This is a genomic window from Trichlorobacter lovleyi (genome assembly GCF_015239775.1).
Taxonomy (GTDB): Bacteria; Desulfobacterota; Desulfuromonadia; order Geobacterales; family Pseudopelobacteraceae; genus Trichlorobacter; species Trichlorobacter lovleyi_B.
On sequence record NZ_CP058409.1, the window covers coordinates 2993071 to 3006953 of the forward strand.

The 13883-nt window shown below is 58.6% G+C and carries 13 protein-coding genes; 7 read left to right on the forward strand and 6 right to left on the reverse strand.

Annotated features, from left to right (window positions below):
* Positions 1–111: 111 nt before the first annotated feature.
* Together FY034_RS13810 and FY034_RS13815 are read left to right on the forward strand one after the other, a co-directional pair.
* The gene (locus FY034_RS13810) at positions 112–591 is read left to right on the forward strand and encodes an FKBP-type peptidyl-prolyl cis-trans isomerase (protein ID WP_265551536.1); all 480 of its coding nucleotides are present in this window, start codon (positions 112–114) and stop codon (positions 589–591) included.
* A gap of 109 nt (positions 592–700) precedes the next feature.
* Positions 701–1678, forward strand: a complete 978-nt coding sequence (locus tag FY034_RS13815) for a tRNA-dihydrouridine synthase family protein (protein WP_265551538.1) — start codon at positions 701–703, stop codon at positions 1676–1678.
* On the opposite strand, the gene FY034_RS13820 is transcribed toward FY034_RS13815, so the two are convergent.
* Together FY034_RS13820 and FY034_RS13825 are read right to left on the reverse strand one after the other, a co-directional pair.
* A complete protein-coding gene (locus FY034_RS13820; RefSeq protein WP_265551540.1) occupies positions 1658–3193 on the reverse strand; it encodes a 4Fe-4S binding protein in 1536 nt (511 codons plus the stop codon). The two genes, FY034_RS13815 and FY034_RS13820, sit on opposite strands and share 21 nt — an antisense overlap.
* A complete protein-coding gene (locus FY034_RS13825; protein WP_265551542.1) occupies positions 3194–4078 on the reverse strand; it encodes a DUF362 domain-containing protein in 885 nt (294 codons plus the stop codon).
* 289 nt (positions 4079–4367) lie between these two features.
* On the opposite strand from FY034_RS13825, the gene FY034_RS13830 reads away from it, so the two are divergent.
* Genes FY034_RS13830 through FY034_RS13840 form a run of 3 tightly spaced genes read left to right on the forward strand, consistent with a single transcriptional unit; the run spans position 4368 to position 5902 of the window.
* Complete coding sequence (locus FY034_RS13830) at positions 4368–4886, forward strand: YeeE/YedE thiosulfate transporter family protein (RefSeq protein ID WP_265551544.1); 519 nt, start codon at positions 4368–4370, stop codon at positions 4884–4886.
* Positions 4883–5410 carry a YeeE/YedE thiosulfate transporter family protein gene (locus FY034_RS13835; RefSeq protein ID WP_265551546.1) on the forward strand — a complete coding sequence of 176 codons (528 nt, stop codon included), beginning with the start codon at positions 4883–4885 and terminating at the stop codon, positions 5408–5410. Before FY034_RS13830 ends, FY034_RS13835 begins: the two co-directional genes overlap by 4 nt.
* 39 nt (positions 5411–5449) lie before the next feature.
* Positions 5450–5902 carry a phosphate-starvation-inducible PsiE family protein gene (locus FY034_RS13840; protein WP_265551547.1) on the forward strand — a complete coding sequence of 151 codons (453 nt, stop codon included), beginning with the start codon at positions 5450–5452 and terminating at the stop codon, positions 5900–5902.
* Here the strand turns inward: FY034_RS13840 and FY034_RS13845 are convergent.
* From FY034_RS13845 to FY034_RS13860, 4 genes are all read right to left on the reverse strand, one after another.
* Positions 5893–7437 (reverse strand): B12-binding domain-containing radical SAM protein, encoded by a 1545-nt coding sequence (locus FY034_RS13845; protein WP_265551549.1) that lies wholly within the window; start codon positions 7435–7437, stop codon positions 5893–5895. The two genes, FY034_RS13840 and FY034_RS13845, sit on opposite strands and share 10 nt — an antisense overlap.
* Before the next feature lie 105 nt (positions 7438–7542).
* Complete coding sequence (locus FY034_RS13850; protein WP_265551551.1) at positions 7543–7977, reverse strand: hypothetical protein; 435 nt, start codon at positions 7975–7977, stop codon at positions 7543–7545.
* A gap of 201 nt (positions 7978–8178) precedes the next feature.
* Complete coding sequence (locus FY034_RS13855; protein ID WP_265551552.1) at positions 8179–8853, reverse strand: hypothetical protein; 675 nt, start codon at positions 8851–8853, stop codon at positions 8179–8181.
* Between the two features lie 264 nt (positions 8854–9117).
* Complete coding sequence (locus FY034_RS13860) at positions 9118–10986, reverse strand: B12-binding domain-containing radical SAM protein (RefSeq protein ID WP_265551556.1); 1869 nt, start codon at positions 10984–10986, stop codon at positions 9118–9120.
* 142 nt (positions 10987–11128) lie between these two features.
* Between FY034_RS13860 and FY034_RS13865 the strand changes: the two genes are divergently transcribed.
* Together FY034_RS13865 and FY034_RS13870 are read left to right on the forward strand one after the other, a co-directional pair.
* Positions 11129–11824 carry a PilZ domain-containing protein gene (locus tag FY034_RS13865; protein WP_265551558.1) on the forward strand — a complete coding sequence of 232 codons (696 nt, stop codon included), beginning with the start codon at positions 11129–11131 and terminating at the stop codon, positions 11822–11824.
* Positions 11825–11881: 57 nt separating this feature from the next.
* Positions 11882–13867, forward strand: coding sequence for a hypothetical protein (locus FY034_RS13870; protein ID WP_265551560.1), 1986 nt, complete (start codon positions 11882–11884; stop codon positions 13865–13867).
* The last annotated feature ends 16 nt before the right edge of the window (positions 13868–13883 follow it).

The window sequence follows — 13883 nt, forward strand, 5'->3', positions numbered from 1 at the left end:
CAACTTTGACGGTTACACCTCACTGTTACAATAATTTTACTGGACGCTGGCAGCGGTTCCCCGTACCATGCAGCAAACTTCAGCACTAACAACAGATGAAAGGCTACAATCATGGCACAGGCAAAAAAAGGCGATAAAGTACGGATCAACTTTACCGGTAAACTGGAAGACGGCAGTATCATAGAGACCACCCTTGAGGCACAGGACTGCTGTACTGATGATGACTGCGGTGATGATTGCGGCTGTGAATACGGTCCGATGGAACTGGTCATTGGTGAAGAGGATTTCTTCCCGATGGTGGAAGAGGCGCTGGTCGGCATGACTCCCGGCGAGACCAAAACCGTGAGCATCCCCGCTGCAGAGGCCTTTGGTGAGTATGACGCCGAAGCGGTCTTCACCATTGAAAAAGAGCTGCTGCCGGAAGACCTGACCCCTGAAGTGGGCGACGACCTGGTACTGACCGGCGAAGATGGCGAGGAGCTGGAAGTAACGGTGGTGGAAATCGGCGACACCGCCATCACCTTTGACGCCAACCACCCCCTGGCCGGTGAAGACCTGACCTATGAGGTTGAACTGGTAGAAATCCTGTAGATACCCTCCCCGGCCCTCCCTTTTCAGGGAGGGAGTCACTCAATTCATGACAGACATCCCCCCTGAAAAGGGGGGGACTGAGGGGGGTTGAGTTTTCCACCCCGGATCCATGACTGACCTCCCATCACACCACACACTCCCCTGGCCCCCTGACACCCGGCCCTTGATGCTGGCCCCGATGCAGGGGCTGACCAACCGCGGCCTGCGTCACCTGTTTGCCCAATGGGTCAGGCCGGACACCCTCTTTACCGAGTTCATGCGGGTGGCCCCCGGCGAGACCAACCGGCGGCTGTCCTCATCCGACCTGCAGGAGATTGCAGCAGCCGAACAGGGTATCCCGCTGGTGGTCCAGCTGATCGGCCATGGCACTGCGGCGCTGGTTGCCGCGGCTCGGGCTGCACAGACTGCCGGAGCGGCCCATATCAACCTGAACCTGGGCTGCCCTTTCGGGCGCATGACCACCGGCCTGACTGGCGGCGGCATGCTGCAACAGCCGCAGCTGCTGCAGGAGCTGATCCCGGCGCTGCGTGCCGAGATTCAAGGCAGTTTCTCCGTCAAGCTGCGGGCCGGTTACAGCGACCCGCAGCAGATCTTCTCACTTTTGCCGCTCTTTGAGTCTGCCAAGGTGGATTTTCTGGTCCTGCATCCCCGCACGGTGCTGCAGGAGTATGCAGGATTGGCCGACCACGGCATCACGGCCCGGGTGGTGCAGGAGACCGGCCTGCCGGTGATTGCCAATGGTGATGTGCGCACGGTGGAGGACGGACTGCGGGTACTGGGGCAGACCAGAGCGGCCGGTCTGATGCTGGGCAGGGGTGCCATTGCCGACCCGCTGTTGTTCCAGCGGCTACGGGCAGGCAGGCCTGATCAGCCGGAGCGGGCTGCACGGGCTGCCATGCTGCGCCACTACCTGGCCGGACTGTTGGAACGCTATCAGGGACTGTTTTGCGGCGAACAGCAGATCCTGGGCAAGGTCAAGAGCGTGTTTGCCACCATGGATGACCCTGATTTTGCCAAACAGCTCAAGTCACTTAAAAAGGCCCGCACGATCCGGCAGTTTTCAGACCTAGTAACCCAGTTGACCTGATGCCGTCTCCGTAATCGGCGCCCGGTTCCTGACGGCATGCACCTTGATGCCGGCCCGGGTCTCCACCGGGCAGACGTTTTCGCAGATGCCGCAGCCGTTGCAGATCTCTTCGACAACATACGGTTCCTTGACCGTCTTCATCACCCCATCCAGCCCCATTACCCGCACCTCGCGGGAACGGATCGCCTTGTCCGGTATCGGGCAGTGCTCCTCACAGACGATGCAGTCGATCCTGCGGGCAAAGGGCAGGCAGTGATTCTTGTCGAAGACCGCCTTGCCGATCACCTGCCGCTTCTTCTCCTCAACAGCCAGGTTGGGAATGGCGCCGGTGGGGCAGACCTGACCGCAGAGGGTGCAGTGGTACTCACAGTAGCCAAGCCGGGGGATCACCAGCGGGGTATAGATCCCATCCAGCCCGGCCTGCCAGGCAGCGGGATAGAGGGCATTCTTGAGGCAGACCTTCATACACTCGCCGCAGCGGACACATTTCTTCAGAAAATCGTCTTCATCCCGTACGCCGGGCGGACGCAAAAGAGCGGCCTCCTTTTCTGGCGAGCGGAAACGGGTCGGCACCGCCAGCAGCAGTCCCCCTGCCAGCCCCCCCAGCAGCAGCCTGCGCTGCGGCAGAACCGGTTCGGACAGCTGCAGCGGCCACGACGGCCGGAAGCTGATCCGCTGGTTGGGGCAGCCCTGCTCACACTCCATGCAGAGGATACACTCCTCCCGGTTCAGGCCGCCCTGATCAAAGGTCGTCGGGCAGAGTTCACGGCACTGGCCGCAATCGCCACACAGACCCGGTGGAATCCGTTTGAAGGGGGAGAAGCGCCCCAACCAGCCCAGCAGGGTGCCCAGCGGGCAGAGATGACGGCACCAGGCCCGGGTCTCCAGCCGTTCCAGCAGGATGATCAGCACCAGCAGTAGTGCAGAGACAAAGGCCAGGGGATAGAGGGTCTCACGGAATGGCAGCAGGTAGTTCTTCAGCAGGCCATAGGCAGGCGCCAGACTGTCGCGCTGTTCACCGATCAGCCCGTACAGGCGTACCCAGCCTTCACGGGCGGTCAGCCCCAGCAGGGGATAGAAAAAGAAGGTCATCCCCCGCAGCAGGATGGCGATCGGATCAAGCAGCCCGGCCAGATTCAGGTTAAACAGCGAGGCAGACAACAGCGGCAGCAGCAACCAGTACTTCAGGTTGCCAGCCAGCCAGGGGACCGGCCTGGTGGAGCGTTGTTTGGGCGTCAGCAGATCCAGCAGGGTCCCCAGCGGACAGATCCAGCCGCAAAAGAAACGCCCCAGCAGCAGAGTGGCCAGTGTCATCAGAACCGCAGGCAGCAAAAGCCAGGTCCAGCTCTTGGCTGCCAGCAGGTAGCTGAACAGCACCAGCGGGTCAGCCCGGAAGAAGGAGTTGACCGCGGCATTGATCTGGTCATGGCCACGATACTCGGTCTGCAGGAACAGCAACAGAAACAGTGCCAGGAACAGCAGCTGGCTTATGCGGGCCTTGGTCGCTTTCACCAATCAGGCCTTAACCACCTTGATCCGGTCCAGATTCATCTGGCCCAGACCGCGCTTATGGGCCGCAACCGTCACCGCAATATCAGCCGGTTTCAGACCAAACAGGGTGGTGGCATAGGCGTCGGCGGCCACGATATCGGCTGAGGCGATCACCTTGTTCAGCACCTTGACATCGGCAAGGTTTCCCCCCTGGGGGCCGTGGGCCGTCAGGATCCTGGTGGCATCAATGATGGTCAGGTGGCTGCGCAGGTGACTGTTCACATCGGCCAGGGCCACCGCAAGGTTGCGATGGGTAAAGCCGCGGTTGCCCCCCATCACCCCCATGATGTTTTTCAGCCCCAGGGTCAGCCTGGACAGACCGTGGTGCTTGGCCACCGGCAGGTTGATAAAGACATTGGCAGCCAGCGCCTCATCATACAACTCCCACTCCTTCAGGAACTGCCCCTTCAAGGCGGTCATCCTGAACCGCTCCGGTTCAATCTGTTTGCACTCCACCCCTTTGAGCCCCTTCAGCGCCTTTTCAATACCGCTGTTCACATAGCAACGCCGCGGATCATTGCAGGTATGGTCAAAGACCTTGACCTTTCTGGCACCGGCTGCCAGACACTCCTCCACCACGGCCCGCACCACCAGCGGGTGGCTGTTGGCGGCAAACTCCGGCGAGCGATCCCAGCCCATGTTGGGCTTGACCACCACCAGATCCCCTGCCTTGACATAACGCTTCATCCCCCCCACGGCGTTAATCGCCTTGCGGGTTATGGCCGGGTAGTCCGTCCCTTCGGCCACCGCCACCAGCGACATCTCCGTTGCAGCCAGCAGTTCCTGCACCAGCACCGGTGCCAGCACCGTTGCTGCCCCTGCGCTCTTGATAAAGGTACGGCGATCCATGGTCACCTCCGACAATCGGTAATTGATTCCAGTCTACCCCTGTTAGCGATGAAATCAAGACAGAAACAAGGCGGCATGACTGGAGGTAAACTGCGGCGGGTCACGCCGGATGATCGCCGCTATTTCAGGGAGGACGGCTGAACTCCTGGCACAGGTCGCCGTGCTGGGCTACCCCCTGCTCCTGGCAGCATCAGACCTACCTCCGCCAGTTGCAAAGCCGCATTACCCTGCTATACTTCTGCTCTAACATTCACAACACCTCATGAGAGGGCGCAAAGGAGAGAGCATTATGACCAATCAGGAAAGACCCTGGAGCCCCTACCTGGCAGGGGCGCTGTCCGGCCTGGTGAGTATCGGCTCGGTCTGGTTCGTGGGCAAGTATTTCGGCGCCTCCACCACCTTTGTCCGCACCGCCGGCCTGCTTGAAAAAACGATCAGCCCGGAGCGGGTGGCCCAGATGGAGTACTTTCTGAAGGAGGTGCCCAAGGTGGATTGGCAGACCATGTTTGTGGTCGGCATCTTTGCCGGCGCCCTGATCGCCTCCATCAGGGACGCCTCGTTCCGTTACCAGGCGGTGCCGCCGCTCTGGGAGCGCCGGTTTGGTCCGAGCGTCATCAAACGGGGCGTTGTTGCCTTCCTGGGGGGCACCGTCGCCATGTTCGGAGCACGGCTTGCCGATGGCTGACCGAGCGGTCACGGGCTGAGCGGTTCGCTCCAGCTAGCGGTAAGCGGTTACATCTCACTGGCCTGCTTCTTCATCGGCGGCATCATCATGGCGCGGATGCTGTACGGCGGAGGTGACCAATGAATGATCTCTTCTACGGCCTGATCACCGGCCTGCTGTTTGGCTTTTTGCTGCAAAAGGGACGGGTGCTGCGCTACGACAAGCAGCTGGGCGCTCTGCTGCTCAAAGATATGACCATCATCAAGTTCATGCTCTCCAGCGTCATCGTCGCCATGGTGGGCACCTACCTGCTGCTCGACCTGGGCCTGGTCAAGCTCTCGATCAAGACCACCATCCTGGGGGCCAACATCATCGGCGGCATCACCTTCGGCCTGGGCTGGGGGCTATTGGGCTACTGCCCCGGCACCTCGGCCGGTGCCTTGGGCGAAGGGCGCTGGGACGCCCTGTGGGGCATTGCCGGCATGTTGCTGGGGGCGGCCCTGTACGCCGAGGCCTTCCCGGCCATGAAGGCCACCGTGCTGACCTGGGGCAACCTGGGCAAGATCACCCTGCCGCAGGTGCTGGGGGTCAACCACTGGCTGATCATCGTCCCCCTGGTGGCAGGCACCCTGCTGCTGTTCCGCTGGCTTGAAAAGAAGGGACTGTAAACATTCGCACCATGACAACAGGGCGCGCGCAGGTGAGGCATGAATGACGAAAACAAAAACATAATTCAGTTCTTAAAACAGTTTGATCATGTGATCATACTGATCATCACCTGTGCAATGGCATTGGTGCTGATACTGGCGACGCTCGACCTGCTCTGGCTGATCGCCAAAGACATCATTGAAAGCGGCCTGTTGCTCAAGATTGATCAACTACTGGAGATATTCGGTCTGTTCATGCTGGTATTGATCGGAGTTGAACTGTTCGAGAGCGTCTTTAAAAGCTATCTGCAACAGGAACACACGCTGCGGGTGGAACTGGTGATTGCCGTGGCGATCATTGCGGTCAGCAGAAAGGTCATCATCATCGACTGGAAAGAGTATGAAAGCAGCACCATGTTTGCCGCCGCCGCACTCATTATCAGCCTGTGCGCCGGTTTTTTCCTGATGCGTACCCGCCGTCAGCTGCCAGCTACAACCGAAGATCAGTCCTGACGCTGCTGCTGTGCATCTGCGGCAGTAGATGCGCAGCAGCAAAACAGCCCGGCATGGTTGGACGTGAATAGCGGCGGGTCACGCCGGATGATCGCTGAGATTTCAGGGGGACGGCTGAACTCCTGGCGCAGGAAACGCCGCACCTCTCCCCTGCCCCAGCCGGAGGGATGTCTGAATCCGGTATAGAGCGACAGATCTCCTTCATAAAACAGCTCGGTCTCGTATGCCGGCACCTCATCACCAAAGAGCGGCATGTTGAAGATCGCCAGATTCAGGAAGGTCAAGGCGGCATGGTGCTGCTGCACAAAGGCCAGGGTACGCCGGGCGGCAGCTTCATCCTCAGCCGGGGTGCCGAACAGCAGATAGCCATAGACCGCAATCCCCGCTGCCCGCAGGTTTTCCAGAATCAGCCCGGCCATCTCCAGCTCAATCCCCTTATGCAGACGGTCCAGCACCGCCTGATCACCGGACTCAATCCCCAGCTTCAGCATCACGCAGCCCGACTGTTTCAAGGCATGACAGAATTGCGGATCAGTCAACTGCCGTTCAAACCTGACAAAGCCGTACCAGGGGGCGCCTGGCGGCTGCCTGATCAGCCCCTGCAACAGGGCCGGGCTCAGGGCGTTATCCAGCAGATGCAGTGCTGTTGGCTGATACCGTTGCACCAACTGCTGCAGTTCAGCAAGTACCTGTGAGGTTGGCAGCGGCAGGTAACGGCTCCCCTCGGCCCGCTCCGGGCAGAAGGAGCAGCGGTTCCACCAGCAGCCGGACGCGGTGCTGTAGGGTAGGATCAGGCCGGGGCTCAGGTACTGCTGCAGCGGCAACTGCTGATAGTCAGGCAGGCTGTTGCAATACGACGTATTGTGTCCCAACAACTCCAGTAGCGGCCTTTCGCCGGGGCCACTGATCAGCTGATCGATCAGGTCGCCAAACGGATTCTGCCAATCCGGCCGCGACAGCCAGGAGGACACCAGACCGCCGCCAGCCACGATCATGATCTGCGGATACTGCTGCCGGATCAGACCGATCAGGCTGAAGCTGCAGAGGGCCTGGCTGAGAAAGTTGAGTGAGATGCCTACGGTGGAAATGCCATCCAGCAGCCCTGGCAGGCGCTCTTGAAAGAAGGGGAAGAACGGGCTCAGCTCAGGCCTGGCAGCGGCCTGCAGCAGATCCTTGCTGCGTACCGGCGTCAGATCGGCCTGGCGATAATCAGCCAGCCCGACCTCGGCCTGCAGCGGCTTGGCCGCCATCAGCAGCAGACGGTTCAGGTCATTGACCGCCGTGGCATAACGGCCGGGGTTGGCATAGGTCCGGCGATCCCGCAGGGCTGCCAGGTGGTTCTGGCGGCTGCGCCAGGCCCGCCCGGTCCAGGTATCATCTGCCTCTGGCTGCTGCTCCAGCAACCAGAGCTGCCCTTCCAAGTTCGCATCCCACAACCGGCAGGGGATCTTGTTGGCCTTAAGCACTCCGGCCAGCCGGGCGATCCCGGCCGGCGGCTCACAGGCCTTGGCAATGGGGGGGAAGATTAGCAGCACGATGCGGACTTACGGTTGCGGTCTGAGATCACGGATACGACTCCAGGACTTGAGCGATTGGTCGCCTGCATAAAGTAGCCTGTCCCCTTTTGGGGCCTCAGGTTGTTATTTGCACAGCTTTACGCCGCTGCATATGTGTTTTGCCGCCCCGCCCGGATCTTCTGACACCTTCTGGGGTGAGCCGTAATTGTACTGGCACACCTGTTTTGCGACACCGCCGCCGGCAAAACATAACACGCTGGCTGCCGGATTATCGCCCGATGCCTGCTCGCAGATAGTGCTGAAAAGACTGCCGAATGGGATGCAGCCCAACCCCTCCGGTATCGGCATGATCTCGATTGTCTTTTTGCTGAGCTCCTTACAGGAGCCGCAAAGAGGATGCAGATGTAAAATGTTTTCCGGTTCCATCTGGTCTTCCCCGGCGCTCCAAGAAACCTGAGGTGCAAAGCACAAACAGCATAACACAAGCAGACCCGCCATGAAATGTCGTCTCATTTTCCAGCCTCCCTTTCTCCTGATGTCATGCATCAATTGTGACATGGCGCCGGCACCTTCGACGGCTATTACTTCGGCAACTAAAACACAGCAACCCAATTTAGGGCACCTAACGGGGCGGGCGGTGAGCGGGTTCACCGCTCCACTGACCTGGTTGGGCATTATGGCTTCAGCGAGTACGTCGTAAGTGCGTCCGTGACGAATGAAGTGTTTGCCTCTTCACCGATGACATTACATCGATTGAGATCAACGGAGAATTTTCACAAACTGCGAGGAGTCCGGTTGCCAATGCCCATGTTCTTCATGAACTACCATTGCAACTTTCGACAGGCGATCAGGGCATCGTTGAAAGAACCACTTTTCGAATTTCTCGAGCGCTTCGTGGTACTCCAGTGGGGAGAAAGTTTTCGCGGCACCCATCGTAAAGTCGAATACAGGCATATTCTGCATTCTCCTCTGAAGTTGAGCCTCATTTAGGAACAGCATAGGGACTGCAGCTAGTTGTGCGTCCTCGGCGTGTTCCGGACTCAACTCTTGAAACTCGGCCTTCGCATGTGCGATCGAGTTTCTGACGCGAATGAGTGAGGCGAGACGCTCATACACAAAGTGCCGCTTGTTGATCGAGTACTTTCCTTCAGTCATCACCGGGACAACAATCAGCAGCTTCTTTGGTAAAGACAGTGAAATATACGCACCTGCCACTTCCTCTCCGTACTTCGAAAGCGTGTGGTGAAACAACGAATCGTTGAGCTTGGCCTCGAGGTACGCCGCACACATGATGACATACGGAACAACAAGGGTGTCAGGATCAGAGTCCGCCTGGTATCGTCCTCGCATCTTCTCAAGCACATGCCCAAGGGGGGTGCTCGCGTACGTGATGCGCGCGAACTTCCGTTTTGCCTTCGTAGAGTCAGTATTCATCAGTCATTGCCTCTTCAATGATTACGTCTTGAGGTGATTGCTTTCTCTTTATTGTAATTTCATCTTTGCACAACTCGCTATTGCCCGGTTCACGCACGTGAACCGCTCATCCTCCCACATGGAACAGTTCTTCAGCCTGCTTTAGGCAAACCTGCTGTCACAGTACCCACGCCAGCGAAGAGGAGCAGAGCAAGAAGAATAATGCGTCACCATGAAAATTCGAACGTGCAATCCGAATTTTCATGGCAAATGCTCAAATTGACGTTACTCACCCGTTACCATCCCCTCGGCCATGGCAAACTGCAGAAACTCCAGCGCCTCATCAGCAGGAATCCGCAACTGTTTGGCAATGACACCGGAGGTCCGGTTGCCATCCAACTCTTCAAGCAGGCGGAAGTAGGGCTTGATCAGCGATTCAGTACAGACCTCGCCGTGGGCCGGGTAGACGGCTGCCCAGGAGCCGGTCTGTTTCAGCTGTTTGGTGATCCAGGCCAGATCAGGTTCGCCGGAATCCAGAATATCCAGTATTTCATAGTGAAACGGCAGCAGGGTCAATGAGGAAGCGCGTATCAGCTTCATCTTCAGCAGATCAAGCTGTAGCAGCTGGTCATCATCCGGCGGGATCGGCGGCACCGCCATCAACGCCACACCGTAGGCATAGTGGTAATCCACGCAGTCCAGGGCAGCAGGCAGCAGTTTCTGGGCCTTACGCTCATCAAAGAGGTTGGTCAGGAATTGCCGTTGCAGTTGCCAGATCTGTTGGTCCTCCAACTCAGCCTCATCCGGCATACGGCCCATCCGCTGCTGCAACCAGTCGGCAAACCGTTCCAGCAGCTCCACCGGCTTCAACTTGAGCCCCCGCGCCACCCCGTTGAACCAGGCCACGGCCTTGCCGCGGGAGTAGAAGATGTCGCTGGCTGAACCGAGCTGACGCGCCCTGGCCATATCCGCCAGCGGGAATGTTGGTGATTCCAGCAGGGTGTAGGGGGGACCCGGCAGATGCCGCATGCCGATAGCGGCTGCCTTGTGGGCGACCTTGGTGCCGGGCAGCACGGCCAGCGGGAAGATATCCAGGTGGTTGGGGTAAAGCGACAGGGCAAAGTTGAGCCCTTCACGGAATTTGTCAAAACAATCGTCCGGCAGGCCGTAGATCAGGTCAAAACCAAAGGTGGCGCCGGAGTCATTCAGCAGCATCACCTTGGCAGTGAACTCGTCGCGGTTGAATGCTCTGCCCACCCCGCCGGCCACGGCCGGATCAGCGCTCTGCAGGCCGATCTGGACTGAGCAGGTCAGTTGCGCAAACAGCTGGGCCTGTTCCTTATCCAGCAGTTCATGGCGCACCTCAAAGTGGAAGTGCACACCCGGCGCAGTCTCACGAATCAGGCGCAGCAGGTGCTTGGCCCTTTTCTTGTCGGTGTTGAAGGTGGAATCCAGGGCAAAGATCTGGGAGGCACCGCGTTCCACCAGATAGGCCAGTTCCTGTTCCATCCGATCCAGCGGATAGCGCCGCACCTTGCGATCTCCCATACCATCATAGCAGAACTCGCAGGCATAGGGGCAGCCACGGGAGAGCTGCCAGACCATGCCGTTTTCAATATGCCGGTCCAGCAACCCCGCAAGATAGGGCGAAGGGAGCAGGGCAAGGTCTTCGATCTGCGCACGGGGAATCACCTGCAGCTCATCATTCATCAGTTGGGCGGTGCCGGGCAGTCCCTGCAGTGAGGCCCCGGCCAGGCGGCGTTCCAGCAGTTCGGCCGCAGTCAGCTCCCCCTCTCCCACCACCAGCAGGTCAAAGGGGGCCTCGGCCAGCAGGCGGGCCGGGTCAGCGGTGGCCTCAGGGCCGCCGGCAATCAGCAACAGATTTGGAAACTGCTGGCGCAATAACGTAATCAGTTTACAGCACTCCAGGCGGTTCCAGACATAGACCGGCAGGCCGACGATGTCAGGCTGTTGCTCTTTGATAGAGGCAACCAGTTGTTCTAAAGGAGTACCGCAGAAAAACTCGGCGCTGGTGACGGCGACCTTCCCCTGCAGGGCAGGAGACCGGTCCAGATAGGCCTTGAGAAAGGCAGCGGCAAGTGGCACGGCCTGGGCGGACGGCATGGCGTGAAGGGTAACAAGGTGTAAGTTCATGGCGGCTACAGTACACCAATCGGAAGGAAAGCTCCAGCACTCCGGTATGTTAAAGAGCTGCTGGACGGATGCTAATTCAATTGATGTTTCAAATATTTTTCTTTATTGTTTCAAGATTGAGAAACTGCCAAGGACAAATTTGATGCCCCTGCTTGACCATCCCATCATCGTAATCTCTGTCAATGATGACACCCGTGCGGCACTGGCCACAAGCCTGCACGCCTTTGACGTTGAGATTGCTACCTGCGCCACCTTTCTGGAGGCCGAAGATCTGGCACTCAAAAGTCTGTACTGCGGAATTCTGGTGGATCTCCCCTCCATCGTCAAGGCCAAGGGGGAGGAAAAGATCGTGGCCTGTTCCCTGACCGGCTTTTTCCCGACCCTGCGGGTACGGGTGATGGGAACCATGCTGATCCCGATGACCATGCCCGGCGCCGCAAAGCAGGAAAACAGTCTCAATGATTTCATCAACCGCGCCTGCTACAATTTTACCGCCCGTCAGCTCCGCGCCCACCACCGCCATGTCATCGGTATCTCAGTCGCCACCCGCTTCGGCGACACGGAAACCCGGGCCTTTACCCTGGATATCTCCTGGGGCGGCGCCTTCATTGTTGATTTCAACCCGGAACGTTTCTCCATCGGTGATGAACTGACCGTCTTCTTCCAGGAACCGGGCTGCGAGATCAAGGCAACGGTTCGCTGGAAGCAGTCCTGGGGCCTGCGTCACGCACCCGGCATCGGCGTGCATTTCCATGAGTTAACGCCATGCCTGAGCGAATTTCTGCTGCGGCTGCTGAAGCATGCCAAAGACCATGACCGCGACCGCCTGGTAGCCTGATAGTCGTTTCATACCAAAGCCCCCAACCGTTACGCCCATTGCAGATGGAGGTGATCCGTGTTCAGCAGAATCATCGCACTCTGTATTACCGCAGCAGGGCTGATCAGCGGCCAGTTGTCAGTTCCGGGACTGCAGCACTATAGCTTCACAGTAACTGAATCAAAAATCCTGCCGGGCAAGACCACGGATGCGAATCGTAACGCGACCGGCAGCGAGCAGGACCGGATTGGGCCTCTGACGCTGGTGGCCCTGAAATATCAGAACAATTACTGGGTTGATGGCCGCTTCAACCACAGCAGCTTTCCGGTTGAACTGGGCAGGGTCAGCGTTACCGGGCACAATCAGCGTTTTGATGCCTTCCGTCTTACTGAACCGCTCCACAAGGCTCGTAATTTTCTGGGTTCACACCACACCGTGTATTACCGTTTCCCTTCGAAATCACGATGGACAATCTACCGGCTGGATGACACAGGCGTCACACCAGTTAGCACGGTTACGGAAAATGAGATTATAGCGGGACAGGACACCCGGATAATGGGGCTGAGTGCCAGTAGCATCAAGGGCAGTGCCACCTACTTCCTTGCCCCGGCCCAAACCCGCATATCAAACTACCCCGAGCTTGACAGCAACCTAGAAGCGGCCAGCCTAACCGACACCCCCCTGGGCAAGATGCTTGTGTACCGCCACCGCATTGACGGGAATGTTCCTGACCCGCGCCACCGGCAGGACAGCCAAGGCATGACACGCCAGTTTTTCATCATCAAAACAGGAGCCGGCCCGGGCATCATCTGGCAGGACAAGAAGAGCCTGGAGATCCGCCTGACCCGCTTCAGTAGCGACCTGCAGAGCTCCGCCAGCATCACCCTGGCAATGGAACGGCCCGGCCGTCTGCTGGCAGCCTGCGCAGACCCCTCCGGCAACCTGTACTATCTGCTGGCCCGCGGGAAAGGTGACCCGGAGATTCTTGAACTGGCCAAGACAGACGCCGGCGGGAAACTGCTGGCCCGTTTTGTCCCTGACTCCTCACCCGCCAGCCTCAACATCTTTACCATGAAAACCGAAGCCGCCGACCTTGTCTGGTCAAACGGAAGGCTCTGCATGATGCTGATGCGAACCATGCACAAGTCAGCCGATGGCCTGAATCACCAGGGAGGCATCGCCGTGATCTTTGATGCCGACAGCCTGCGGCAGATCAGGAATCTGGGACAAACATCTGGCCATTCTTTTGATAATGTCTTAAGCGTGAATACAGCCGGCGAGTTCATCGGCGTTGATCTTGGCGACAACTACCCGCGCGGCATACACCTGCACAGACTTAGCGACCAAAACAGGACTTCACGGGTGGTCTACACCTTCAAAACAGGCCATGGCCAGACCGCCAGAAATCCTGCCGGCAAGACCTTCCCCCCCTACCCGGACATCAGCAGGCCTGACAAGACCTATTACAAATGGTCAAACGACAACAACACCTACTCGGAGCTTGGCGGAATCATCGAAACACCACAGGGCTACATGGTTGTCTTTGCCGGCGAACCTTCACCGGAAGGCAGGGTGCTGGACAACAGCCGGTTAGGGCTCGATAAGGCTGATCCACGCAATATCGGCCTGGTTGTGGTACGCAAGGATTTCTCCACACTGGCAGGCCGCGGCAACGTTGTCCCTGATGAGCTGCTGCTTACCAGGGGACCGGCAGAAACCGGCGGTTTTTACAGCTTTAACGGTGCATGGAACGAGCAGCGCAGCACCGGCATTGTCTGGCTGACCCGCTATACTGCGGGGGATGGCTCTTCGGCCCACAACATCAAGACCGCCCGGTTGCCCGATGGCAGCATCCTGATCCTCTGGAAGACCTATCAGCCTGACAGCAACTGGGCGATGACGGTTTCAACAGATGGCACGCAACGTATTGCACCGTTCAGGCTGCCGGATCAGCTGTATCTCAACCGCCGCGATGCCATCATGGTGGATGGCAAGCGGGTCTATGCCGTTTCAGGCCACCGTGATGACAAACGGCTGGAGCTGTTTGTACTGCAGTTGCACTAAAACAAGGGGAGAAAGC

Excerpts from the sequence above, each read along its gene's own strand:
- FY034_RS13850 (WP_265551551.1), bottom strand. The coding sequence starts at position 7,977 with ATGTCACAATTGATGCATGACATCAGGAGAAAGGGAGGCTGGAAAATG.
- FY034_RS13815 (WP_265551538.1), top strand. The coding sequence starts at position 701 with ATGACTGACCTCCCATCACACCACACACTCCCCTGGCCCCCTGACACC.
- FY034_RS13860 (WP_265551556.1), bottom strand. The coding sequence starts at position 10,986 with ATGAACTTACACCTTGTTACCCTTCACGCCATGCCGTCCGCCCAGGCC.
- FY034_RS13865 (WP_265551558.1), top strand. The coding sequence starts at position 11,129 with ATGCCCCTGCTTGACCATCCCATCATCGTAATCTCTGTCAATGATGAC.
- FY034_RS13855 (WP_265551552.1), bottom strand. The coding sequence starts at position 8,853 with ATGAATACTGACTCTACGAAGGCAAAACGGAAGTTCGCGCGCATCACG.
- FY034_RS13825 (WP_265551542.1), bottom strand. The coding sequence starts at position 4,078 with ATGGATCGCCGTACCTTTATCAAGAGCGCAGGGGCAGCAACGGTGCTG.
- FY034_RS13840 (WP_265551547.1), top strand. The coding sequence starts at position 5,450 with ATGAATGACGAAAACAAAAACATAATTCAGTTCTTAAAACAGTTTGAT.
- FY034_RS13810 (WP_265551536.1), top strand. The coding sequence starts at position 112 with ATGGCACAGGCAAAAAAAGGCGATAAAGTACGGATCAACTTTACCGGT.
- FY034_RS13835 (WP_265551546.1), top strand. The coding sequence starts at position 4,883 with ATGAATGATCTCTTCTACGGCCTGATCACCGGCCTGCTGTTTGGCTTT.